We start from the raw sequence: 22839 nt of genomic DNA on the forward strand, positions 1-22839 counted from the left end.
GTGAGTACCTCAGTCGAGCCGCTTCTCCACCTGCTTGATGATGAGATTCGGCGTGTTCATCTCCGAGCGGTCGACCTCGGTCGGCGCAATCGACACATCGAGCTCGTCCTCGAGGGCGACAAGCAGCTCGATGGCGCCCATGGAGTCGAGATAGCCCTCCTCGAAGAGATCGGTGTCCATGTTGTCGGCGACGTCGTCCTCGCCGGAGATATCGCAGAGAAGGTCGATGACCTTCTGCTTCACCTCGTCGTGGCTATACTTTTCTGCCATATCATGCTCCTTTCACGAGCAGCGTAATCTGGCCGCAGAACAGGGCGAAGCCGAAGAACACGAGAGCCATCGTGACGGCCCACGAGCAGATCCGGTACCACGTCTTGTGGCGGTGCGTCTTGTAGAACTTGGTGCGCTCCCAGCTCTGCTCCAGAGCAAGAAGCACGCCGTGGTAGAGGCCGTAGAGGATATAGTCGATCGAGAGCCCATGCCAGAATCCCATGATAAGCATATTGGCGATCATGGCGGTCTGGGCCGTGCGCAGGCGTGCGCTCTTTCCCTTGAAGGCCTTGCGGCGCATGAGGGAGCGGGCTATGCGCATGAAGCAGAAGTCGCGCAGCCACGTCGAGAGCGTGATGTGCCAGCGGTTCCAGAAGTCCGTGATCGAGGTCGAGAGGAAGGGGGCTCGGAAGTTCCTGGGCACGTGGATGCCGAAGGCAAGGCCGGCACCTTCTGCCATCCAGGAATAGCCGGCAAAGTCGAAGAAGAGGTAGAGGCCATAGGCGATGCAGTTCCTGAACTGACGCCAGATAGCGACGGCAGTGCCTTCGTTGTACTGGTTGAAGTACTCGGGCACCCAATACTTCTCGAAGATCGTGGCCAGCACGATCTTGTAGACCATGCCGAGCATGATGAGGAGAATCGCGTTGGCAAGCATGCCGGAGTACTCGTCCTTCGAGGGCACGTTGTCGAGGTCTTCCTCAAAGCGCCTCGAGCGGTCGATCGGGCCTGACGTGAAGGTCGGGAAGAAAATCAGGAAATAGAGATAGTCGCTCATCTTCATGCGCTCGATGAGCCCATCATGCGTCTCGACGAGGACCTGCACCGAGCGGAAGGTCACATATGAGATGCCAGTGAAGCCGAGGATGTTTGCCGAGAAGGCACCCGACACCTTGCAGGCGACGAGCGGCACGAGCGTGAGTGCAAGCGCTATATGGAAGCGCCGGGCGCTCTTGGGGTCGCCCCAGAGGAAGTGCGCACAGAGAAGGGAATCCGCCAGGAAGATGCAGCAGAAAAGGCCCTCCAGAGGCGTCTTCACGAAGAGGGCGAAGAGCATGAAGATCGAGGCATACAGCCCGTATCTCCTCATGCTCCTCTCGTGCAGGCCGAGATAGGCGGCTCCCATCATGAGGAGCGCAAGGATGAAGAAGAAGCTGAAATCGCTGAAGAAAGACATGCGGGATGGACTCCTACGCTTGTGCGAGCATCTTGCGGTCTATCTTAGCATTCGTCGTGAGCGGCATCTCGTCGAGCACCTTCACGGTCTTGGGGACCATGTAGGAAGGGAGATTCTCAGCAAGGCGCATGCGGATCGCACGGGGCGTCTCGTCTTCGGTCGGCTCGGGGTGGTCGAGGACGACGAAAGCCTTGAGCGCAGAGATGCGGTCGTGGCGCTTGACGGGCACGACGGCTGCCATCTTCACGCCCTTCAAGGCTCTGAGCGAGTGCTCGACATCGCCGAGCTCGATGCGGAAGCCGTTGAGCTTGATGAGCGACCCCATGCGCCCCTCGTAGTGGAGCATGCCATCCTCGTCGAGGTGTCCGATATCGCCCGTGCGGAAGGAGCGGACCTTGCGGCCGTCCTCAAGCGTGGCTTCGGAGAAGGCATGCGCGGTCTTCTCGGGCTCGCCGAGGTAGCCCTTCGCCACGGTGTCGCCCACAATCACGACCTCGCCGGACTCGCCGGCTGCGCACTCGGCGCCGAGTGGGCCATCAGGCTCGTCGATGTGATAGACATGGAGCTCCGTGCCAGGACGGGGATATCCGACAGGCAGCGCATCATCGCTTGCGATCATCTCGTCGGTCATCTCGGCGTAGGTGATGGCGACCGTCGACTCGGTCGGGCCGTAGGTGTTTGCGACCACGGCATGCGGGAAGCGCTTCTTGAGGCCCCTAGCGGTACGGTGCGAGAGCGTATCGCCGCAGAAGAGGAAGAGCTTGAGGTCGGGGAGGAGCTCCTCGGAGAAGCTCGGGTCGGCGAGGCACATGTCCGCGAAGGGAGGGGTCGACACCCAGACGTTCATATGGGAGTCCTTGAGCTCGGCAAAGAGGCGCTTGAAGTTCGCGGCCGACTCGGGAGCAAGCGCATAGAGGGAGCCGCCGGTAGAAAGCGCGCCCACGAGCTCGAACTCGGAGAGGTCGAAGGAATAGGGTGCCTGGTCCATGAAGACCTGGCCGCGCTCGCGGATGGCCGGGAACGTATCGAGCCACTCCATGAAGTGGGAGACGTCGTTCTCGGTGACCTCGATGCCCTTGGGCTTTCCGGTCGAGCCGGACGTGAAGATGATGTATTGGGTCTCCTCGCCTGTGACCCAGCCCTGGCTCTCATTCGGCCTGAGCTCGGCCGTCTCGGGAAGCGTGGCTGCCTCGAGCACCTCAGGTGCGCAGATCATGCCCTCCTCATGGTGTCCGGCAGCTGCTGCCTCGTCCCTCGATGTCGCAACAAGGATCGAAGGGGCACATCCGAGCGATTCCTCGATCTCTTCGCACATCGTCTCGACGCGGCTCTGCGGCATGCTTGTGTGCACGGGCACGAAGGCGTGTCCAGCGCGCAGGCAGGCAAGAAGAGAGCAGAGCATGTCGGGGCACTTGCGGCCGAGGACGATCACCGGGATGCGGTCCTGACGGATGCTGGCGAGCCTGTCTGCAAGGACGCCTGAGCGCTTCCAGAGTCCGGCATAGGTGAGCGGCTCCTCGCCGAGCATGCGGAACACCGGCGCCTCAGGGTGGCAGCAGACCTCGATCCAGATGCGCGCCAGAAGGTCGTTTGTCGTCAGGTCTTCCTTCTCCTGTGCCGTACGGACACTCTCCATGAGATGCTCCTTTGTGTCAGCAGCCATAGCGCTTCGGATGATACTGCTGCATCTTAGGCGTCCTCCCTAAACTGGGCCTTAAGCAAGATAAAACCTAAAGACTCCCAAAAGACGGGCCTTGAGGAGCGGATGCAGAATGCGGCCGGGATACGATAGATTCCGGATAAGAGAAAGGGCATCCGTGAAGATTCTTCTGGCAGACGACGAGCGCGAGCTCAGGCAGGCGCTCATAGCGATACTTTCGCATGCAGGATATGAGGTGGAAGGCGCCGCCGACGGCGAAGAGGCGCTCTACGATGCCAAGACCTCTTCCTTCGACCTCATCATCCTCGATATCATGATGCCGAAGATGGATGGGCTCACGGTGCTCAGGAAGCTCCGCCAGGTGGGGATGGATGTCCCTATCCTCATGCTCACGGCCAGGGCTGATATCGATGACCGCGTGGCTGGCCTCGATGCCGGCGCGAACGACTATCTCGTGAAGCCCTTTGCCGCCAAGGAGCTCCTGGCAAGGATCCGTGCAATCACGCACACAAGCCCCGGGGCCGTGAAGGCGCATCCGACGTTTGGGGATATCGAGCTCGACGAGGGGAACTCCGAGATCGTCTCCCACGGCAGGAAGGCGCAGCTCACGGCAAACGAGCTCAAGATCATGAAGCTCCTGCTTGCGCACGCAGGGGGCCTTACCTCGATGGAGGCGATCCGCCGCGAGGTCTGGGGGCTCCTCTCCGATACCGAGCCTTCCGTCATCTGGGTGAACATCTCGAACCTGAGGAAGAAGCTCAAGAGCACCGGTGCCGAAGTGCAGATAGCAGCCGTGCGCGGCCTTGGCTACCGGCTCGAGATGCCGGAGACGAAATGAGCACGCATAGGCTCCAGCGCCTCCTTTTCGGCGGAGCAGATCCGACGGTCCGTGGCATGCGCCGCAAGGTCACGGCAGCAGCGCTTCTTGCCTGTACGCTCGTCCTGGCCTCGGTCCTTGTCGGCATCAATCTCCTGAACTGGAACGCGACGGTACGCAGGCTCGATACCGAGCTCGACTATCTCGAGGATACGGATGGCGAGCTCTCGGCGCTCCTCTCGGATTCCGACGGCTCCTCGCCTGACTACCTTATGGAAGTGCCCTATGACACGCGCTACTTCGTCGTCACGCTCGACTCCGAGGATGCGCCGATCGCCCTCAACATGGACTCGATCGCCTCGGTGCACGATGAAGGCGCGGTCGAGATGGCGCAGGATGCTGTGGCTGCCGGGCAGCCCCGCGGCTTTGCAGGCAGCTACCGCTATCGGGTCGTCTCGACCGTGGGGCAGACGACGGTCTTCTTCCTCTATGCCTACAACGACCTTGCCTACTTCCATTCGTTTCTCATGGCATCGATCGCAATGGGGCTCATCGGACTCGCCGTCTTCATCCTCATCGTCATTCCCTTCAGCTCTGCTGCCATACGCCCTGTCGAGGAGGCGCAGAAGCAGCAGCGCCGCTTCGTGACCGATGCGTCGCATGAGCTGAGGACGCCTCTTTCCATCATCCAGTCGGCGGTCGATGTGATCGAGATCGAGAACGGCGAGAGCGAGTGGACGGAAAGCATCCACAACCAGACGAAACGGCTCGAAGGCCTCACGGACAAGCTCGTTGCGCTTGCGAAGGCAGATGAAGGGGCAGATTCCCTGAAGCTTCAAGATGTCGATTTCTCCTCGCTTGCGATGGAGGTTGCCGAGGACTTCGAAGCGGTATCGGCGGCGCAGGGAAAGCCGTTCACGACCGATATCCAGGAGGGGATCGTCGTGCGCGCCGATGCCGGCATGGCGGGACAGATCGTCTCGATCTTGCTTGACAATGCGTTCAAGCACTCGCCTGATGGTGCTTCAGTCACATTCTCCGTGAAAGGGACCCGTCCAGGCCATGCTCAGATCTTGGTCGCAAACGAGGCGGAAGGGCTCGCTCCCGGTGCACACCCCGAGCTCTTCGACCGCTTCTTCAAGGCAGATCCTTCGCGCACCTACGAAGGGGGCCACGGCATAGGCCTTGCGGTCGTGAAGGCGGCGGCAAAGGCCCATGGTGGCACCGCCGAGGCCGTATCGGATGGACAGGCGCTCACGATCTCGGTCGAGCTCTAGGCAAGTCCCAGGATCTTGCCGAGCTCTTCGGGCGTCTCGGCGATGGCCTCGGCTCCTGCGCCTTCGAGTTCCTCGCGCGGCGCGGTCCTGCCCCAGAGGACGCCGATGCCGGGGATGCCGACCGCATGCGCTGCGTCGATATCGTAGTGGCGGTCACCTATCATCACGGCGCTCTCCGTGCCTGCCTCGTCGAGCACAAGCGCAAGCGTAGCTGCCTTCGTCTGGGGCGCATCGCTCCTCTTGCCTTCGATGAAGGAAAAGAAGGGGGCGATGCCGGCATCCTTTGCCGACTTCTCGACGAGGTGCATCCGCTTCGAGCTGGCAATCGCAAGCATGCGTCCGGATGCCTTGAGAGCTTCTAGCAGCTCCTTCACGCCGGCAAAGGCTGGCCACGCCTCAGGACCGAGCGACGAATAGATCTCGCGGTAGCGGTTCGTGATCTTCTGGGCATCCTTAGCGCTGTAGCCGAAGACCTGGGAGAATGCCTGCGGGAAGGGAGGCCCTATGAGCTGGGGCACATCCTTCATGCGCTCTTCAGGAAGCCCTGCCTCCCGCAGCACCGTCTCGGCTGTACGGATGATGCAGGGCGCGGTATTGGCGAGGGTTCCGTCGAAATCGAAGACGACGAGCTGGCATGCTGCTAGATCTGGCACCGTGATGGATCCTTTCTTCTCGGAATGCCAAGGATACAGCAAAGGAGGCAGCCGGGATATCCTGGCTGCCTCCTTGTGCATTGCGCTTGTACGCACTGCTTCTCTACTTCTCTGCGGGCTCCCACTTGCAGCGGACTGGAGAGACGATGGAACCATCGGCCTTGAGCTTCTTCATGGCCTTGTCGATCTCCTTGCGGTCGATGCCGGTCGCGGTTGCGATCTGGCCTGCGCTCATCGGGGCGCCGTTCTCCTTCATCGTGGCAAGCACTGCTTCGGTGACTTCCATGTGAGGTCCTTTCGACGAATGCATGGCACCTCTGGCCATGCTGGCACCTAGTATACGATGGTGTGAAAACGAAGAGAAGCAGAAACGATACTAGTTATTGATAATTTTCTGGCTGGCAGCCAGCAGGGAGGAGCGCACAATGAACACGGTCGTCGTCTTTGGCAGCCTCAATATGGACCTCTCGATTGCGGCAGAGCGCATGCCGAAGCAGGGAGAGACGCTTGCGGGCGAAGGCTTCTGCACGAATCCGGGCGGCAAGGGCGCAAACCAGGCAGTCGCTGCCGCGAAGGCAGGAGCGCCTACCCTCATGTTCGGTGCTGTCGGAGAGGATGTCTTCGGATCCGCGCTCGTGGATGCGCTGGACAAGGCAGGCGTCGACACCACTGGTGTGAAGAGGCTCTGCGACACGAGCACGGGCGTCGCCGTGATCCTGCGCACGCAGGGAGACAACAGGATCGTCCTCGACCATGGGGCAAATGGCCTCGAAGCGCCCGAGGAGATGGCGGAAGCCGTGGCAGCCGCGGGAGATGCTGGCGACATGCTCCTCTGCCAGATGGAGTGCGACCTCGAGACGACGGCCGCCGTCCTCCATGCGGCCCATGCAAAGGGCATCCGCACGCTCCTGAATGTCGCGCCACCCGAAAAGCTCCCCTCAGGCATCTGGGAAGATGTCGATATCGTCTGCGTGAACGAGACAGAGGCAGAAGCCCTTGTCGGCATCCTGCCCCAGGATGAGGAGAGCGAGAGGCAGGCGCTCTCAGCGCTCTCGGCCCTCGGACCTGCTACGGCTATCATCACGCTCGGCGGCAAGGGGTCTGTCGCGCTCGAGGACGGCAGGTTCCTCGAGGTGCCTGCTGACAGGATCTGTCCTGTCGATACGACTGCCTCGGGCGACACGTATATAGGATATCTGGCCCAGGGGTATGTATCTGGTTTGGGGCTGGACGAAAGCATGCAGCGCGCAACGCATGCCGCAGGACTCACGGCGACCCGTGTCGGGGCGCAGCAGGCCATCCCGTGTGCGGAAGAAGTGGACGCGCTCTTCGGGTCAGCATCCGGAAACAGGCGATAGGATGGATGGTTCTGAGATTCTGGAGAGGGCCCAGGATGCGGGGCTCGAGGATACGCTGGCAGAGCTTCTGGCCCGTCCACGCGACGAGGCCGTGTCAGAGATCGAGCGTACGGTCATAGGCCAGGATGCGGTCGTCGAGGAAGTCGTGGACCTCATGTATGCCTGCCTCGAGCGGATGCTCAGGCGTGCTGAAGGGACCGATGAGCTCGACCTGCCGCGTGCCTGTGCCTTCATGCTTGCCGGCACAACGGCTTCCGGCAAGTCCTTCCTGATGAAGGTTGCCGCGCGTGTGCTGAAGCTGCCGATCGTGACGATAGACTGCACGGGCATCACGGGCGCTGGCTGGGCCGGAGACTCCGTCTCCTCGGAGCTGAGAAGGGTCGCCCATGCGCTCACGCTTGCACCGGGCACGCCGGTCATTGCGTTCTGGGATGAGGCAGACAAGCTCGTCCGCTCCACCTCCGGCCAGAACCGTGGCTTCGATGCACAGGGCAACTTCCTGAAGCTCCTGGACGGCGAGACGATGGTGCTCGAGCCGGAGCAGCCAGGGCAGAAGGAGCTGATGCTCGATACTTCGCGCATCCTCAATGTCTTCGCCGGTGCCTTCATGGGCATCGAGGACATCGTGAAGAAGCGCCTGCTCGAGAACAAGCTCACGGTTGCCGGCACGAAGAGCGCCCATACCTTGATGGACAAGGATGCCCTCTATGCAGAGGCGAATCTCGAGGACCTCATCACCTGGGGCTTCATGCCCGAGCTTGTCGGCCGCTTTGGCGCGGTCGTGAGCGTGCCTGCGCTCTCTAGGGCTGCGCTCAGAAAGATCGTGAAGGGCTCCGAGCGCTCGCTCGAACGCAGGATCCAGAACCTCCTGGGTCCTGGCAAGACGTTCGAGATCGAGGACGATGCGGCCGATGCGATGGCGCAGGAAGCGAAGAGGAGCGGCCTCGGTGCCAGAAGGATCGACCAGCTGGCGAACCGCTATGCAGCCCATGCTATAGCAGGCTTGCAGGACCCGAAGGGCCCGAACAGGGCAACGCTCGTCTGTGCCGAGGATGGCCTCGAGCTTGCCTTCGACCGTGTGGAGGAGCTTGCCGAGGCGGGAAAGGCAGCCAAAGCTGAAGCTGATGCGGCCACGCCCGAGACGGTCGAGCTGCCGAAGAAGAACGTCTTTGCGCCTGATGAAGACCTCGAGAAGCGCGTGAACAAGGCTCTCGCCGGCGCCCGCTTCGGCGATGCGGCGAAGACCCGTGAAGGACGGGAGCTCCTCAGCCGGAGGATCGCTGCCTATAAGGGCCGGCATCTCAAGGACCAGCGCACGCTTCCGGCAGCGGAGCTCCTTCTTGCTTCCGTTATGGGCTATCTGGTCAGGGGCAGAGGGAGTGCGCTCACGCTCGGCGAGACCTGTGCCTACATCCGCTTTGCCGATGTGGCGGTCGCAGGCTCTGTGAGCTACCTCGATATCCTCTTCTTCGGCCGTGTGGATACCTGCGGCATACGTGGGCTCGAGGAGCGTGCCACGGAAGATGCTGCGCTCGCGACGCCCGATACCTTGGCGGCGCTTTCAGCCTATAGGCGCTTTTCTGCCTATCCGGAAGCCGTGCGCAAGGAGGCTGTGAAGCTTGCACAGGCACGTGCGCTTGCGGCCATGACCTCAGAGCAGGAGGCAGCGTGGCTCCGCTCTGATATCAACGATGTCGCGGTAGCGCTCGACAAAGAGAATCCGTTCGGAGACGGCCCCTCGATCATGTTCTGAAGATCAGGCAGACGGGGCATCCTTTGCCTGCGTGAGCTTGTGGGCATAAAGCGCTGCGAGCGCCTCGTCTGCCGTGCCTGACACATTCGGATAGAGGAGGATGCCGGCATCGGCGATGCGCTCCTGCGCTTCGCGGCCGACGGCTCCTGCAATGAGCGCTTCGGCATTGTCGTCCAGAAGGACGCGGATGAGCTCTGAGACGGAGGTCTTGCCGACATGGCGGACAATCCGGCGCTCAGGCTGGTCCTTGCCTGTCTGGCAGAGCATGATGTCGGTCGTATCGGCAAAGCGGGCGGGAATCGTTCCGTCCGCAAGAGAGATGGCACAAAGCATGGGACACTTCCAAGGGTTCTGGCAGATTTCTGCGCTGTTATGGTCAGGTACGTGGATAAGTACCCCTAAATCGGTCTCATGAAACCATGAGTCGGCAAGTGTCTGTCCGGCTTGCTAATATGGAAGGCCGGACGTCGGAAGGAGAGCGCAATGGAGTACCGGAGCATCTTGGGACCAGATGCAGGTGCAGGCGAGCCTCAAGAGATGACAGAGGCCCTTCATGACGGGAGGATCGATTCTCTGATCGATGCTGCCGCTCAAGATCCGCGCTGGGCCGAGGCACGTCCGCTCTTCCTCGCTGCGCCGGCAGGGGAGCGCACCGCTGAGTGGCGGCTCGGCGTCTTTTCAGACCTGATGGCAGACCCTGCTCTGAGGCGCTCGGTCGAGTCGTTCTCTCATGACCTCTCGGCGCTCCTGGACGATCTTGCAGCCGTGCTCGAGCATTTCGGTCCGGCCAAGGCAGCAAGCCTCGACGATGTAAGCCGCTTGGCGCTCCTCTCCTGTGCCGAGCGCTGGTGCACCCTCATCGAGCGCTTCGAGGAGGCGCTCCGCTCTGCGCATCTCGGCGAAGGCCTGGGCTCCTTTGCCCGCTACCTTGCGCGCTACTGTGCGGCTGACAGCTACCTGCGCCTCAAGGACGATATCGCGCATACGAAGAAGCTCCTCGGCTATGTGCAGTGCTCGCTTCTCGTCGACGATATGGGCATGCGTGTCCGCAAGTACCAGGGAGAGCCTGCGCTTTCCCGCGGCCTTGAGGACCTCATCCGCCCCTTTGAGCCTTACGGGACAAAGCCTGAGCCTGAGTGGCCTGCGCCTGCTGCGGCAGAATCTGCGATGGACGCAGCGGTCCTCGAAGCCGCCTCGCGCGACTTCGGCGACCAGTTCCGCGCCCTTCAGACCTTCTGCGAAAGGCACACGGCCTTTGCCGATGAGAAGATCGCACGCTTTGCCTGGGATGTCCGCTTCTATCTGGCCTGGCTCACGCTCACGGACAAGGTCCAGGAAAAGGGCATGCCTGTCTCCCTGCCCACATTTGCGGGAGCAGATGATATCGTGGAGCTGAAAGACGTCTGCGACGGAGCGCTTGCGCTTGGAGACGGATGCGTGCCTATGACGGTGACGCTTGCGCCAGGCGAGCGCCTTGCCGTCATCTCGGGCAGGCCGCACTCCGGCAGGACCACGGCCGCCCGCGCCATCATCCAGGCTGTCTGGTGTGCCTCGATGGGGCTTCCCGTGCTGGCACGCAAGGCGCATCTGCCGTATCGCGGGACACTCTCGACGTGGATGCAGGACACTCACGATGCAAAGCACGGGATGGCAGGAATCCGTGGCGCGCTTGCAGGCGCCGGCGAAGATGCCCTCCTGGTCCTTGACTGCCCTGCGCCTTCTGGCTTTCCTTCAGACCAGCTTGCCTTCACAGAGCTCATCCTGGAAGAGGCACTTGCCTCAGCAGCGTCTGTCGTTGTCACGGCAGGACCTGATGGTGTGACCATTCCCGATGGACTTGCCCATGCCTGCGCGAGCTTTGCCTTCGCAGACGATACGGAGCATCCAGGGGCGCGTTCCTTGAAGCTCGCCCGCCACGCCCCCTGGGGCATGGAGTCCGCTCATGCTATGGCTGAGCGCTATGGCTTGGGGACAGAGCAGCTGAAGGCACGCATCGCCGCAAACAGGCAGGGAGCTGATGCAGAGTGAAGATCCGTCTTCTGTACGCCGACCGCGAAGAGCGGAGCATGGGCGAAGGACCGTTTGGCTGGAACGAAGTGCTCGAGGCGACCGGCACAGATGCTCTCGTGAAGCTCATGGCACAGGGGGATGTAGGCCTGACCGCTGCCGCGAAGCATGCGCTTGCCCACCCGCTTGCCACGGCGACCGAGGTGGCCTATCGCCAGGATGCCGTGCGCGACGCGCTCGAGCATGCACAGGCCGTGAAGCATCTCTTTGCCGTCTGCCAGGGAGAGGCCGTGCATGCGGCAGATGCTGCCGGCACCTCCGATTTCCTCGCGCTTGCCGATGTGGCGGCGCAGCACGTGCAGGCGCTCTCCGAGCTTGCCCAGGTCGCACGCGATATGCACCACGACGTGAAGTCGGTGGCGCTTCGGCGCTTTGCTGACGAGATGGCAGAGCTTGTGGAGGAAGGCTATCTCAAGAGTGCAGACGAGATGCTGCGCGAGATCTGCCGTCCCTCCTCTGCCCTCATGAGCGCCACGCTCGACCCGGAGACGCTCAGGCCCCGCTACGAGCTCAGGAGCTATCCCAGGCGCACCGACTGGCTGCGCTGGAAGGTGACAGGTGCCGTCACGGCTGATATCGAAGACGATGCAGCCGCCGCAGACCGAGCAAGCCGTCTCGCTTCGGCCAGGCGTGCCTTGGCCCCCGTGCTCTGGGAGTGGACAAGCCGCATGGGGAGCTTCTTTGCGGCACTCAGAGACGAGCTTGGCTTCTACGTCGCGGCAATCAACCTTGCCAGCGCCTACAAGGATGCAGGATGTGCCTGGTGCCTGCCTCAGGTCGAGGATGTCCTGCCTGAAGAGAAGCCGGGATACCATGCCCATGCGCTCTCGTATGCGGAGGGCGGCAGCTTCCACCTCATTGCGGACGAGATCTCTGCCAAGGGCATCTCGTGCTGGCTTGCAGGGGGAGCAGACGAGACAATGAGAAGGCAGTTCCTCTCTGCCTGGGGCCAGGCAGAGATTCTGGCGCTCACGGGATTTCCGGTTCCTGCCGAGGAGCTCACGCTTCCGGTAGCGACGCAGGTCGTCTGGCTCTCGTCTGAGGGCAAGGATGTCGAAGAGGGCCTTGCCGAGGCAGGGGAGAAGCTCTCGAAGCTCCTTCCGGGAAGCATCGTGCTCTGGGATGAGCCCTTCTCCTGGTTCAGCCAGAAGGAGGCGGCAGAGCTTGTCTCTGGCCTTATGGGCACCATTGCAGAAGCTGGCGCCGAGCTTGTCATAGCCACCGCGAATCCGCATATCGGCGCCAGGAACCTCGCGCGGCGCGGCGTCTTCCATCTGCGCCTCGAGCAGACGCAGGAAGGCCTGCGTGCGGTGCCGGGCAGGCCCCGCGCCGATACGAGGCTCCAGGACACATTCGAAGAGGTCTTCGGCGAGCGCCTGGATGTGGCGCTCAAAGCCGCACGATAGGGGGATCCATGCCCGAGAAGATGTTCAACACCCATATCCAGTGGACAATCAGGAAGAAGGATGGCCGCAAGATCAAGATATACGGCGAGACGTCGATGCCCAGAGGCTTCGAGAGCGCTCCCTTCCCGCGTCCCACCATCGTAATGGCGCACGGGTTCGGCTCTTCCCATAAGTCCCTCGTGCCGTATGCCGAGGTCCTCGCCCAGCGCGGCTATGTCGTCTACAACATCGACTTCTGTGGCGGCGGACAGGAATCCAAGAGCGATGGCTCATGGGAGGATATGAGCATAGAGACGGAGAAGGAAGACCTGCTGGCGGCTGTCGGCCTCATGCGTGAAGAGCCGTTCTGCGACCCGAAGTGCCTCTTCCTCTTCGGTGCCTCTCAGGGAGGGGTCGTCTGCTCTCTTGCGGCAGACGAGCATCCAGAGCTCTTCCGTGGCATGGTGCTCCTCTATCCTGCCTTCGTGCTGCATGAGGATGCATGCAGGGCCTATCCGGAAGGAGAGCCGCTGCCGGAGCATCTGGAAGCTCTCAGCCGTCCCGTCGGTGCGTCCTATATCGAGGCGGCACGCCGCTATGTGCCCGAGGAGCACATGTCCTATCCAGGGCGTACCCTGATACTTCACGGGGACAAGGATGAGATCGTGCCTCTGGCCTCATCCGAGAAGGCTGCCGCCACCTTCCCGGCGGCGACGCTTCAGACCGTCGAAGGTGCAGGCCACGGCTTTTCGGGCGACGCACAGAAGAAGGCAGCCGAAGCTGCCTTCGATTTCATCTTCCATGTGCTGCATGACAAGGAGAAGAGCGCCTAGCAGGCTGCGGGCACCGGCTCCGCGAGTGCATGCTGGATGCGCAGGCTGTACTCGCGTGCATGATGGAGTGCGAATTCGAGCGGGTGCGCGTCGGGGAACTTCACGATCTTGGCGGTAGGGATTGCCTGCTCGACCGTGCGGATGTCCTGACGGCGGCGCTTCCTGCTTCCTTCGGCGTACCAGTACTCGACGGCCGAGCCGCCTCCGATGGGGCCCTTCGGCAGCTCATAGCTGTGGCAGGAGGCAGAGAGGTTCCAGACGCTTCTTGTCGAGATGCGCTGGAGTGTGCCGCAGATGATGCCGCGCTCCTCTTCAGAGGAGATGTGCTCGGCCAGCCTGCCGAGCCCCTTCGGTACCGAGAGCTTGGCTGCCTCGTAGGAGAGATAGTCTCTCGCTGCCTCGAGCTTCGATACGATCGAGGAGCCCTGATGGGGAAGGACGCCCTCGTCGATGATTGCATGCATGATGCGGATGCGGCTGTCGGCCAGAAGGCGCACGACGACAGATCCTCCGATATCGATGCCAAGAGCACCGAGGATATCGAGATAGCCACGGGCAATGAGCCCGTCTTCAAGCTCCTTTGCCGTGCGCTCGACGCTCCAGAAATCGCCGCCGTCCTGGAAATCATGGCCAGGAAGCACCGGCACGACGACGTGGTAGCGCTCGGAGAGCAGGCGGATGTCAGGAAGGAGCACGTCCCAGGTCACAAGCCTGGGCTGAACCACTAGAAGGATATCGGGAGAGTCTGTCCCGAATTCATGAAATCTCACTGCTTGTCACCTCTGCATCCTTGAAAGACTAGACATAAGAAGCGCCGAGTGCAAGCACACGGCGCTCTGCGGAAGTCTTCTGTCAGGAGCGGAAGTGGCGGGGCGCTGCCGAAAGCGGCGACTGGATCGGCAGCTCTGCTTCGGCTTCCTCCTGGGCCTCGGCGGCACGGGCATCCCTGCCGACCGTCGAAAGCAGGCGGTCGAGGGCAAAGACGACGTAGCCGAGTGCCGTGAAGAAGGCATAGCCGCAGCCGACAAGCAGAAGGACATGCTCGGGGCCAATCTGCGTGACATCGAGCAGGGGATAGGGATAGCGTGAGACGCCCGAGATCTGGAAGTCTCCGGCAAGATCGATGCCTGTGCCGGCAACGAGGAGCTCCGTGATCAGGAGATAGATCAGAAGCGGGCAGGTCCAGACAAGCGGTCCCCACCCATGCATGAGGCCCTTCCGGTCGAAGAGGAGCCAGTCGGCGACGGCAAGCGCCGGAATCAGGTAATGGAGGGCGAAAAACGGGAAGTCCCAGCCGTAACCCCAGAAGGGACCGACCTTCAGAAGGAAGTGCGTGACGGTGCAGGTGACGACAAGGCACATCGTGAGCGCATACTTGAGGCTCGGCTCGATGACAGAGCCGCCGCGGTCCTCCTTGCGATGCACGAGGACAAAGATCGCCTCGCAGAGCCAGTAGATGGCAGAAGCGGCGGCAATGAGGACAGCGAAGTAGTGGAGCCCCTCGAAATGCCAGGAGCCGCTTCTCCAGCCGAAGGTCAGGGCAAGCGCCAGGACGCACAGGGCAGAGATGGCAAGCTTCATCAAGAAGGAGAGGGAAGCGTGATGGATCCGCATGCAGAAGCTCCTTTCTGGGCGCGGCTACGTAAGCGAGAAGGGCAGGCGTGCCGCAAGACGGTTTGCAAGGTCGGAAGCGATTGCCGGCAGGCTCCTCATGGCATTGGCAGCAGACGGTACGAAGAAATAGAGGGCCACGAGCGCGTAGCACACGATGCGCCAGAAGAGGGCAGCACGCGCAAAGCTCCGCCTGTTCATGTTCTTGCTTGCGAAGGCAAAGATGAGGGAAGAGACAAGGCCTACGAGCGGAATGGCAAAGAGGATCGTGAATCCGATATAGCCGCCAGGCGTGATGGGTTCGTCATCCGCCGAGAAGGCTGCGTCCTCTGCTGTGAAATGTCTGGGCATAGCGTGCTCCGATTCTGCTGCGATGATGAGGTGGTATCTACCATATAAGTCCTACTTCTTCCGCGTGGGCAGCCATCGGCAGACGGCAGACGGGAGCGATACCGTTACAATGGGGAAACGAGCTTGTAAGCGATCTGGCCTGCTTGCGTGTGGAGCAGGCGCCGATGCAAGGAGAGAGCGATGAAATATTTCGGTACGGACGGCTTCCGCGGCAGGGCCAATGAAGGCCTCAATGTAGAGCATGCGTTCAGGATCGGCCGCTATGTCGGCTGGTACTACGGAGCGAACCAGGGCAGGAAGGCCCGTGTCGTCCTCGGCAAGGATACCCGCCGTTCGTCCTACATGTTCGAGAGCGCCCTCATCTCGGGCCTCGTGGCATCGGGCGCCGATGTCTACATGCTCCATGTGATCCCGACGCCGGGACTCTGCTATGAGACGCTCGATGGCGGGTTCGACTGCGGCATCATGATCACGGCCTCCCACAACCCCTACACGGACAACGGCATCAAGCTCGTGAACCATGAGGGCTACAAGATGGACGAGGATGTGCTCCTCAAGATCGAGGACTACCTCGATGGAAAGGTCGAGGTGCCGCTTGCGACCGGCAATGCGATCGGCCGCACGATCGACTACATGCAGGGCAGGAACCGCTACATCGCCTATCTGATCGCCTCCTGCGGCTTCAGCCTCCAGGGCATGAGGGTCGGCCTCGACTGCGCCAACGGCGCTGCTTCGAGCGTCGCCCGCCCGGTCTTCGACGCCCTCGGTGCCGATACCTACGTGATCAACAATGCTCCTGATGGCTTCAACATCAATGTCGACTGCGGCTCCACGCACATCGAGACGCTCCAGAACTTCGTGATGTACAACCGCCTCGACGTGGGCTTCGCCTACGACGGCGACGCTGACCGTTGCATCGCGGTCGACGAGAAGGGCGATGTCGTCGACGGCGACCTCATCCTCTATGTCTGCGGCACCTACCTCAAGAAGCATGGCAAGCTTGCCCATGATACGGTCGTCCCGACTGTCATGTCGAACTTCGGCCTCTTCCGTGCCTTCGACGATGCCGGCATCAAGTACGAGGCGACGGCCGTGGGCGACAAGAACGTCTATGCCTGCATGCGCGAGAACGGCTACTCGCTCGGCGGCGAGCAGTCCGGCCACATCATCTTCGGCGATATCGAGACGACAGGTGACGGCGTGATGACAAGCTTGAGGCTCATGGAGGTGCTGCGTGCCGAGAAGGAGAAGCTCTCCGAGCTCACGCGTCCGGTCAAGCGCTATCCGCAGCTTCTCATCAACGTCGAGGTCAAGGATAAGAATGCCGTGATGGAGGCTCCCGAGATCCAGGAAGCAGTGGCCGAGGCAGAACACTTCCTCGAGGGCAATGGCCGCGTGCTCGTCCGTGCATCCGGTACCGAGCCTCTGATCCGCGTGCTTGCCGAGGCACCGGAGCAGGATCTCTGCCAGAAGGCGGACGATATCGTGATCGAGGCGCTCGCACCGTACCGCGTCTAGCACGAACTGAAAGCAGCAAAGAGGCGGGGCGTCTGCATCTGCAGGCGTCCCGCTTCATCTTGATGCTGTCGTTCTGTGCTCAGACGCCGACCTTCTGCTTCGTCCAGACAAGGATGTCGCGCATCACATCGTCCGCATCGGTCTCGTTCAGGATCTCGTGGCGCATGTGCGCATAGATGTGCACGGAGACATCCTTTACGCCGGCATCGCGCGCCATCGAGGCTGCATGCTCGACGCCCTTGCCGCAGGAGCCGACGGGGTCCTCGGCGCCTGCCACGAAGAAGACGGGCAGGTCCTTGTCCCACTTCGCGAAGCAGTCAGGAGAGCAGACGAAGCGGGTGATGGCAGAGACCGTCGCATAGCCGCCACAAGAGAATGGGAAGCCGCAGGCAGGGTCTGCGATATAGGCGTCGACGTTCTCCGTGTTGTAGCTCAGCCAGTCGAAGTCGGTCCTTGCATTCTTGATCTGCTTTGCATAGGCACCGTCGCCGAGCGAATGGAGCATCTCGAGGTAGGCATCCTCGCCGTGGCGCCTTGCCGCCTGCGCAGCGAGGCCATGCATGAAGGCAGAGGCTGCAGGCGGGACGTGTCCCGTGCCGGAAAGGATGCAGGCCTTGAGGTCAGGGTCGCGGTAGGTCGCGAGGTAGGCACGGGCAAGATAGGATCCGAGCGAGTGGCCGAAGAGCACATGCGGCACGCCCGGCACCCTCTTCTCCATCTCCTTTGCCATGCGCCTGATATCGTCGACCATGATCTTGTCGCCGCCCTGGGCAGGAAGCTTGCCCCAGCGCTCTGGAGCTGCGCTCTCGCCGTGGCCTATCTGGTCATGGCCGCAGACGACGTATCCCGCATGGGCAAGATACTCGGCAAAGCGCTCGTAGCGGCTGATGTGCTCCGCCATGCCATGGACGATCTGGAAGATGGCCTTCGGCTCGCCTTCTGGCCACACGATCTTTGCGTGGATCTGGGTGGTGCCGTCTGCACTCGGAAACGTGAGGCTCTCTTTCCTGAGCCTTGCGCTCGTGGATGTATCCATTGCGTGCCTCCCTGCAATCGCTCACGGACCCATCCTAGGCCGAAGCCTCTGATATATACACGGAAGGCAGGCCAGACGGCACAAAAGACGGCGCATGCGGAAGGAAGGACAGGCAGGAAAAAGGCCTGGAAAGAGCTTCCAGGCCAGAAGGAAACTATGCGTGCTTGGCTAGAGCGCGAGGTCTTCCGGACGCGCCGCGTCGTCTGGCGTACGCTCCTGCACGTAGCGGATGAACTCGCGGCGCTCCTCGTCTGTCCTGAGCTTTGCTGTGTATGCCATGTCTCCCATATCGTCGGCAAGGGCAGGGGAGATGCGGTCTGCCTCGAGGAGGCGCTCTCCATAGGTCCGCCTGATATCGGCATCCGAGTGGACATAGCGGTGGCAGTCGCGCTGCGAGGCATAGACGCAGAAGAACTGCTCGCCTTGGGTCACGTCAGTCGCATCCTTCGTGACCATGTCGGCCCATATCTGGTAGACATCGCAGGAGTGTGCATAGTTCATCATGTTCGGCGTGTTGGATCCGGGCGGACGCAGGTTCACCTCGAGGCCGACATAGTCGCCGGCATCTCCCAGGCCTTCCTTGGCCTTATCGAGCCGGAAGAATTCCATGTGGGTGAAGCGGCTCCTGATGCCAAAGGACTTGCCGGCAGCGCGGCCGAGCTTCTGGAGCCTCGGATCGATCGCAGGAAGGCAGGTATAGGCCATATCGAGCTTCTCTTCGGCCACGCGTGCCATGCTCCTCGGGAACTCTTCCATGTTCTCGAAAAGGGGATTGGCGTGGCTGTCGAAGATGGCATCGTAGGAGCAGATGCGTCCCGAGACGAACTCCTCGATCACATAGCTGCCCTTCGGCCTGTCTGCAAAGAAGGCGGCAAGAGCTGCCTCGTCTGCAATCTTGCGGGCACCGAGCGAGCCCATGCCGACTTCGGGCTTCGCGAAGAGGGGATAGCCGACCTGTGCGGCGAACTGCTTTGCATCGTCGAGCGTCGAGGCCTTGATCTGGCGTGCTGTCGGAATGGACCCCATCGCATAGAGCGGCTTCATGCCGGCCTTGCTCTGCCAGACGGCCATCTGCGCGGTCGATGCTCCCGTCACGATATGGAAGTCATCGCGCAGGCGTGCATCCTGCGCGAGCCAGAATTCGTTGTTCGATTCGAGCCAGTCGATCTTTCCGTATTTGTACGAGAAGAAGGCGACGGCACGGAAGACCTGGCTGTAGTCAGCGAGATTCGGTGTGTAGTAGTACTCGGTGAGCGAGCTCTTGAGCTCTGGTGCCAGCCCGTCATACGGGGCATCGCCAATACCGAGGACGGTGACACCGTTTCTCTGGAGCCTGTTGCAGAACTGCCAGAAGACAGGAGGGAACTGCGGGGATATGAAGACGAAATTCATGGACTACCTCTGACGAAGCATTCAGGACTCATTCATGCTAGCGCGTGCAGGGCTACAGGCTTGTTACGGGAAAACATTACGCAATCTTTGCAGGAACTGCCTTGCAGATGAAAAAGGGCCTGTCCCGAAGGACAGGCCCAGATGCATGCAACCGATGCGAGCTACTTTGCGCGGCGCGTGGAAGACCTGCGGGTCGTGGTCTTCTTCGTTGCAGGCTTTGCTGCGGTCTTGGAAGCGGTGGCAGCCGTCTTCTTCGCTGCGGGCTTTGCAGCCTTGGCGGCAGGCTTTGCTGCGGGCTCAGCTTTCTTGGCAGCGGGCTTCGCCTCTGCGGTCTTGGCGGGTGCTGCCTTCTTTGCGGGAGCTGGCTTCTCGGCTGCCTTGACAGCCGGCTTTGCAGCTGCCTTGGGAGCAGGCTCGGCCTTCTTCGCTGCGGGCTTTGCAGCCTTGGCGGCAGGCTTCGCTGCGGGCTCAGCCTTCTTGGCTGCAGGCTTTGCAGCGGGAGCGGGCTTTTCGGCCTTCGGAGCCTCTGCCTTCTTGGGAGCAGGCTTTGCCTCAGCCTTCGGTGCTGCTGCAGGCTTCTCTTCCTTCTTCGGCGCAGGAGCAGCTTCCTTCTTGGCCTCTGCTGCCTCTTCGGCAAGCTCCTTCTTCACGTCCTCGAGGACGATCGGCAGGAAGTAGCGCATCTGCTTCTTCCACCATGGCCAGTCGTGGTTCACATCGTAGCCCCAGAAATCGCACCAGGCACTGATGCCCAGGCGCTTGAAGGAGGCGTCCATGTCGCGCAGGTCGGAAAGGCCATCTTCCCAGGCACCCTGTCCGACGCAGAAGCAGAGCGAGCGGTGGTTGTAGAGGTCGATGTAGGGATGGTCTGCCGGAAGATCATGGAGCAGCTGGACCATATCGTTCATGTAGAGGTTCTCGTCCATCCAGTCGCCGAAGAAGAAGCTCGTGCGATAGACGCCGGAGAGCGCGATGCAGCCCTGGAAGAGGTCCGGACGGCGCAGTGCCGCAATAGCGGAGTGGGTAGCACCCATGGAGCAGCCGGTTGCGAGCGGGCGGAGGTCGGAGCCGTTCCTGTCATGGACATACGGGACGAGCTCGTCCGTCACGAAGCGGAAATAGTCCTCCTGGCGCTGGGCACGCCAGCTCTTGTCGCCGTTCGTGTTCGACCAGGATTCCTGGTCGATGGAGTCGACGCAGAACAGCTGCACCTTTCCACCATCGATGTAGTCGGCAAGCTCGGAGATCATGCCGAAGTCCTCGTAGTTCGTGCACTTCGAGTCCTGGGTCTGGAAGACGATGATGGGGTATCCCGTCATGCCGTACACGATCACGCCGAGATCTTCGCCGAGCACATTGCTGTGGTAGGAAATTGCATCGCGGTACATGAAGCCTCCTCAGATAGCACATCAAACGCTGCCCATGGTAGCAGCACAAATGCCTGGAAGCCCTGCCTGTGCGCATCTCATAACAACAAATTTATAAACTAACGCACAGATATCGGCGAATGAGCCGATTTCTCCGTCTACGCAAGGAAGAGCTCGAGGACAAGCACGGACAGGCAGCAGACAGCGGCGACAGCGAAGAGGCTCTTTCCCCGCCAGGATGCGTAGATGCCAAGGGCAAGCGCGGCTGCGCCTGCCCAAGGCGACTCCGTGCTCTGGAATATCGCCGGTACTGTCATGACTGCCAAGGTCACATAGGGGACGTAGAAGAGGAAGGACTTGAGGTAGGGGCTCTCGATGGGCTTCCTGATGAAGATTACAGGAAGGACGCGCAGAGAGATAGTCGCCGCTCCCATAGCCAGCACATAGAACCACATGTTCATGAGAGGACCTCCTGCGCCTTCCAGGACTGGCGCTTGGCCGCGGCATAGCGGAATGTCGGCACTCCGCCATGCACCGGGAAGAGCCAGGCTGCAGCACCTGCAATCGCGAGCGTCAGGATGATCGTGCGCGTGCCGCTTGAGAGCTCCGAGATGATGGGAGCTGCATCGCAGAGCATGCTTGCGGCAAAGCTCGCGGCCACGACGACGCAGACGGCCTTTTCCTGGTGCGCTGCCGGAATGATCACGGCGAGGAACATCCCGAAGAGGGCGACGGAGAGGGCAGAGAGGATGCGTGCCGGCAAGACATTGCCGAGAAGGGCGCCAAGGGCACCGCCGAGCGCCCAGCCGGGAAGCGCCGGCAGGAAGGAGCCGAAGGAATAGGCCGGGCAGACCTTGCCCGGACGGGCGATCGTGAGCGCGAAGAGCTCGTCGGTATTGTCGTAGGCGATGAGCATGCGCTGCCAGAGCGGCGTCTTCGCATCGAAGCGCTGGGCAAGCGCGGCACCCATGAGGATGTAGCGGGCATTTGCGATGAGGGTCACCGCTACGAGCTCGAGCACGGCTGCTCCCTGGGCGATCGAGGAATAGGCGGCATATTCTCCCGCCGAGGCATTGCAGAGGAAGCTTGCGACGAGCGACTGCAGAGGGTCGAGCCCGGCCCCTGCTGCAGAGATGCCAAGCGAGAACGAGACGGCAAGGTAGCCAAGCGCAATCGGCATGCCGTCATGTGCACCCTGCCAGAAGCAAGATGCTGTCCTTGCCTTCGATGCGCTTCTCTGAGCTGCTGCTGTCTTTTCCATGGTGCCTCCCTGCGCTGTTTTGCATACTTGTACGCCTCGGCAAACCATAAGTAAAACGATTGTATGTAATGGCATAATAAGCAGACCTAATGAAAGGAGCGCCATGAGAGCATCGCGTGCAGGGGTGTGCGTAAAGGTTGCCGAGAAAGGCAGCTTCACGGCAGTGGCCGAGGAGCTCGGCTATACGCAGTCTGCCATATCGCAGCAGGTACGGTCGCTCGAAGAGGAGCTGGGATGCACCCTTCTCGAAAGGCGCCGCGACGGCGTGCGGCTCACGAAGGATGGCTCGGTCCTCATGCCCTATCTCGAAGCCATAAGCCATGCAGAGGATGCGCTCTCGCGCCGGCAGCGGGAGCTCTCAGGCCTTGTCGGCAGCGAGATCTCGATCGGCACGTTCACGAGCGTGAGCCGAAACATCCTGCCTCCCCTCATGAAGGAGTTCAAGGAAATCTGGCCCGAGGTCCATTTCGTGCTGCGCCAGGGAGAGTACACCTCGATTGCAGACTGGGTGCGCGAAGGGGAGCTCGACCTTGGCTTCACCGATATGGAGGATGCAGAAGGCCTCCAGCGTGTGCCGCTTCTCGCAGATGAGATGATGGCCGTCGTGCCGCATGGGCACCGGCTTGCAAGGAAGCGCGCGGTATCGCTCGAAGACCTTGCGGCAGAGCCGCTCATCGTGCTCGATGAAGGCGAATCGTCGGTGGCTCTTCGTGCCTTCGAGCATGCTGGCATCACGCCGAAAGTCGAATATACGGTCACGGACGACTATTCGATACTGCAGATGGTGAGGGAAGGGCTGGGCGTCACGCTCCTCTATGAGCTCATGCTCTCGAACTACGATACGGGCCTTCTCACGAAGCATGTGCGGGAGCGTCCGAAGAGGAACATCTGCCTTGCCTGGCGTTCGGACGAGACCCTGCCTCTGGCCTCGAAGCGCTTTGCGGAGAAGGTCATATCCTCCTCTGCAAGCTCGCCTTACCCGTTCGTCCGTCTGGTCCAGAGCTGAAAGCGCAGTGCCAATTGGTGCCTGATATGGCATGCAAGCGGCTTTTC

General features: G+C 61.5%; 23 protein-coding genes. 9 read left to right on the plus strand and 14 right to left on the minus strand.

Annotated elements, in window-relative coordinates; translation table 11 throughout:
* Window positions 1-9 precede the first annotated feature (9 nt).
* The 3 genes from dltC to dltA are packed head-to-tail and all read right to left on the minus strand — an operon-like array spanning window position 10 to window position 3083.
* Window positions 10-270, minus strand: coding sequence for a D-alanine--poly(phosphoribitol) ligase subunit DltC (gene dltC, locus VXJ24_RS00270; RefSeq protein ID WP_330970916.1), 261 nt, complete (start codon window positions 268-270; stop codon window positions 10-12).
* Between the two features lies 1 nt (window position 271).
* Window positions 272-1447, minus strand: coding sequence for a D-alanyl-lipoteichoic acid biosynthesis protein DltB (gene dltB / locus VXJ24_RS00275; protein ID WP_330970917.1), 1176 nt, complete (start codon window positions 1445-1447; stop codon window positions 272-274).
* 13 nt (window positions 1448-1460) lie between these two features.
* A complete protein-coding gene (gene dltA / locus VXJ24_RS00280; RefSeq protein ID WP_330970918.1) occupies window positions 1461-3083 on the minus strand; it encodes a D-alanine--poly(phosphoribitol) ligase subunit DltA in 1623 nt (540 codons plus the stop codon).
* 181 nt (window positions 3084-3264) lie between these two features.
* On the opposite strand from dltA, the gene VXJ24_RS00285 reads away from it, so the two are divergent.
* Together VXJ24_RS00285 and VXJ24_RS00290 are read left to right on the plus strand one after the other, a co-directional pair.
* A complete protein-coding gene (locus VXJ24_RS00285) occupies window positions 3265-3945 on the plus strand; it encodes a response regulator transcription factor (protein ID WP_330970919.1) in 681 nt (226 codons plus the stop codon).
* On the plus strand, window positions 3942-5201 hold the full coding sequence (locus tag VXJ24_RS00290) for a sensor histidine kinase (protein ID WP_330970920.1): 1260 nt from the start codon (window positions 3942-3944) through the stop codon (window positions 5199-5201). The genes VXJ24_RS00285 and VXJ24_RS00290 overlap by 4 nt, the downstream gene beginning before the upstream one ends.
* On the opposite strand, the gene VXJ24_RS00295 is transcribed toward VXJ24_RS00290, so the two are convergent.
* Window positions 5198-5854, minus strand: a complete 657-nt coding sequence (locus VXJ24_RS00295; RefSeq protein ID WP_330970921.1) for an HAD family hydrolase — start codon at window positions 5852-5854, stop codon at window positions 5198-5200. The two genes, VXJ24_RS00290 and VXJ24_RS00295, sit on opposite strands and share 4 nt — an antisense overlap.
* 103 nt (window positions 5855-5957) lie before the next feature.
* Complete coding sequence (locus VXJ24_RS00300; protein ID WP_330970922.1) at window positions 5958-6140, minus strand: helix-turn-helix domain-containing protein; 183 nt, start codon at window positions 6138-6140, stop codon at window positions 5958-5960.
* 139 nt (window positions 6141-6279) lie between these two features.
* Between VXJ24_RS00300 and VXJ24_RS00305 the strand changes: the two genes are divergently transcribed.
* Window positions 6280-7212: a ribokinase gene (locus VXJ24_RS00305; protein ID WP_330970923.1), complete on the plus strand. Its 933-nt coding sequence runs from the start codon at window positions 6280-6282 to the stop codon at window positions 7210-7212.
* A 1-nt stretch (window position 7213) separates the two neighbouring features.
* Window positions 7214-8965, plus strand: a complete 1752-nt coding sequence (locus VXJ24_RS00310; protein ID WP_330970924.1) for an AAA family ATPase — start codon at window positions 7214-7216, stop codon at window positions 8963-8965.
* A gap of 3 nt (window positions 8966-8968) precedes the next feature.
* Here VXJ24_RS00310 and VXJ24_RS00315 read toward each other — a convergent pair whose 3' ends face one another.
* Entirely contained in the window at window positions 8969-9298 is a 330-nt protein-coding gene (locus VXJ24_RS00315) for a NifB/NifX family molybdenum-iron cluster-binding protein (protein WP_330970925.1), read from the minus strand.
* Between the two features lie 150 nt (window positions 9299-9448).
* Here VXJ24_RS00315 and VXJ24_RS00320 point away from each other — a divergent pair, with 150 nt between their 5' ends.
* From VXJ24_RS00320 to VXJ24_RS00330, 3 genes are read left to right on the plus strand one after another with little or no spacing between them, the layout of a single operon-like run.
* Window positions 9449-10993 carry a P-loop NTPase family protein gene (locus tag VXJ24_RS00320; RefSeq protein ID WP_330970926.1) on the plus strand — a complete coding sequence of 515 codons (1545 nt, stop codon included), beginning with the start codon at window positions 9449-9451 and terminating at the stop codon, window positions 10991-10993.
* Window positions 10990-12438 (plus strand): P-loop NTPase family protein, encoded by a 1449-nt coding sequence (locus VXJ24_RS00325; protein WP_330970927.1) that lies wholly within the window; start codon window positions 10990-10992, stop codon window positions 12436-12438. The genes VXJ24_RS00320 and VXJ24_RS00325 overlap by 4 nt, the downstream gene beginning before the upstream one ends.
* Before the next feature lie 8 nt (window positions 12439-12446).
* Window positions 12447-13250 (plus strand): alpha/beta hydrolase family protein, encoded by an 804-nt coding sequence (locus VXJ24_RS00330; RefSeq protein WP_330970928.1) that lies wholly within the window; start codon window positions 12447-12449, stop codon window positions 13248-13250.
* On the opposite strand, the gene VXJ24_RS00335 is transcribed toward VXJ24_RS00330, so the two are convergent.
* The 3 genes from VXJ24_RS00335 to VXJ24_RS00345 all read right to left on the minus strand — a co-directional run bounded on the left by VXJ24_RS00335 (window position 13247) and on the right by VXJ24_RS00345 (window position 15212).
* Window positions 13247-14020: an alpha/beta fold hydrolase gene (locus tag VXJ24_RS00335; protein ID WP_330970929.1), complete on the minus strand. Its 774-nt coding sequence runs from the start codon at window positions 14018-14020 to the stop codon at window positions 13247-13249. The genes VXJ24_RS00330 and VXJ24_RS00335 overlap by 4 nt on opposite strands.
* An 82-nt stretch (window positions 14021-14102) precedes the next feature.
* Complete coding sequence (locus VXJ24_RS00340; protein ID WP_330970930.1) at window positions 14103-14864, minus strand: Pr6Pr family membrane protein; 762 nt, start codon at window positions 14862-14864, stop codon at window positions 14103-14105.
* A gap of 24 nt (window positions 14865-14888) precedes the next feature.
* Window positions 14889-15212 carry a hypothetical protein gene (locus VXJ24_RS00345; protein WP_330970931.1) on the minus strand — a complete coding sequence of 108 codons (324 nt, stop codon included), beginning with the start codon at window positions 15210-15212 and terminating at the stop codon, window positions 14889-14891.
* 180 nt (window positions 15213-15392) lie between these two features.
* On the opposite strand from VXJ24_RS00345, the gene glmM reads away from it, so the two are divergent.
* On the plus strand, window positions 15393-16730 hold the full coding sequence (gene glmM, locus VXJ24_RS00350; protein WP_330970932.1) for a phosphoglucosamine mutase: 1338 nt from the start codon (window positions 15393-15395) through the stop codon (window positions 16728-16730).
* A gap of 79 nt (window positions 16731-16809) precedes the next feature.
* On the opposite strand, the gene VXJ24_RS00355 is transcribed toward glmM, so the two are convergent.
* From VXJ24_RS00355 to VXJ24_RS00375, 5 genes are all read right to left on the minus strand, one after another.
* The gene (locus VXJ24_RS00355; protein WP_330970933.1) at window positions 16810-17766 is read right to left on the minus strand and encodes an alpha/beta fold hydrolase; all 957 of its coding nucleotides are present in this window, start codon (window positions 17764-17766) and stop codon (window positions 16810-16812) included.
* 168 nt (window positions 17767-17934) lie between these two features.
* Window positions 17935-19158, minus strand: coding sequence for an ATP-grasp domain-containing protein (locus VXJ24_RS00360; RefSeq protein ID WP_330970934.1), 1224 nt, complete (start codon window positions 19156-19158; stop codon window positions 17935-17937).
* 161 nt (window positions 19159-19319) lie between these two features.
* Window positions 19320-20546 (minus strand): esterase family protein, encoded by a 1227-nt coding sequence (locus tag VXJ24_RS00365; protein ID WP_330970935.1) that lies wholly within the window; start codon window positions 20544-20546, stop codon window positions 19320-19322.
* A gap of 137 nt (window positions 20547-20683) precedes the next feature.
* A complete protein-coding gene (locus tag VXJ24_RS00370; RefSeq protein WP_330970936.1) occupies window positions 20684-20986 on the minus strand; it encodes an AzlD domain-containing protein in 303 nt (100 codons plus the stop codon).
* Window positions 20983-21786 carry an AzlC family ABC transporter permease gene (locus VXJ24_RS00375; RefSeq protein WP_330970937.1) on the minus strand — a complete coding sequence of 268 codons (804 nt, stop codon included), beginning with the start codon at window positions 21784-21786 and terminating at the stop codon, window positions 20983-20985. The genes VXJ24_RS00370 and VXJ24_RS00375 overlap by 4 nt, the downstream gene beginning before the upstream one ends.
* A gap of 103 nt (window positions 21787-21889) precedes the next feature.
* Here VXJ24_RS00375 and VXJ24_RS00380 point away from each other — a divergent pair, with 103 nt between their 5' ends.
* Window positions 21890-22792: a LysR family transcriptional regulator gene (locus tag VXJ24_RS00380; RefSeq protein WP_330970938.1), complete on the plus strand. Its 903-nt coding sequence runs from the start codon at window positions 21890-21892 to the stop codon at window positions 22790-22792.
* Window positions 22793-22839: the final 47 nt, after the last annotated feature.

Source organism: Olsenella kribbiana, from assembly GCF_036408795.1.
In the GTDB taxonomy this organism is placed as follows: Bacteria; Actinomycetota; Coriobacteriia; order Coriobacteriales; family Atopobiaceae; genus Olsenella_L; species Olsenella_L kribbiana.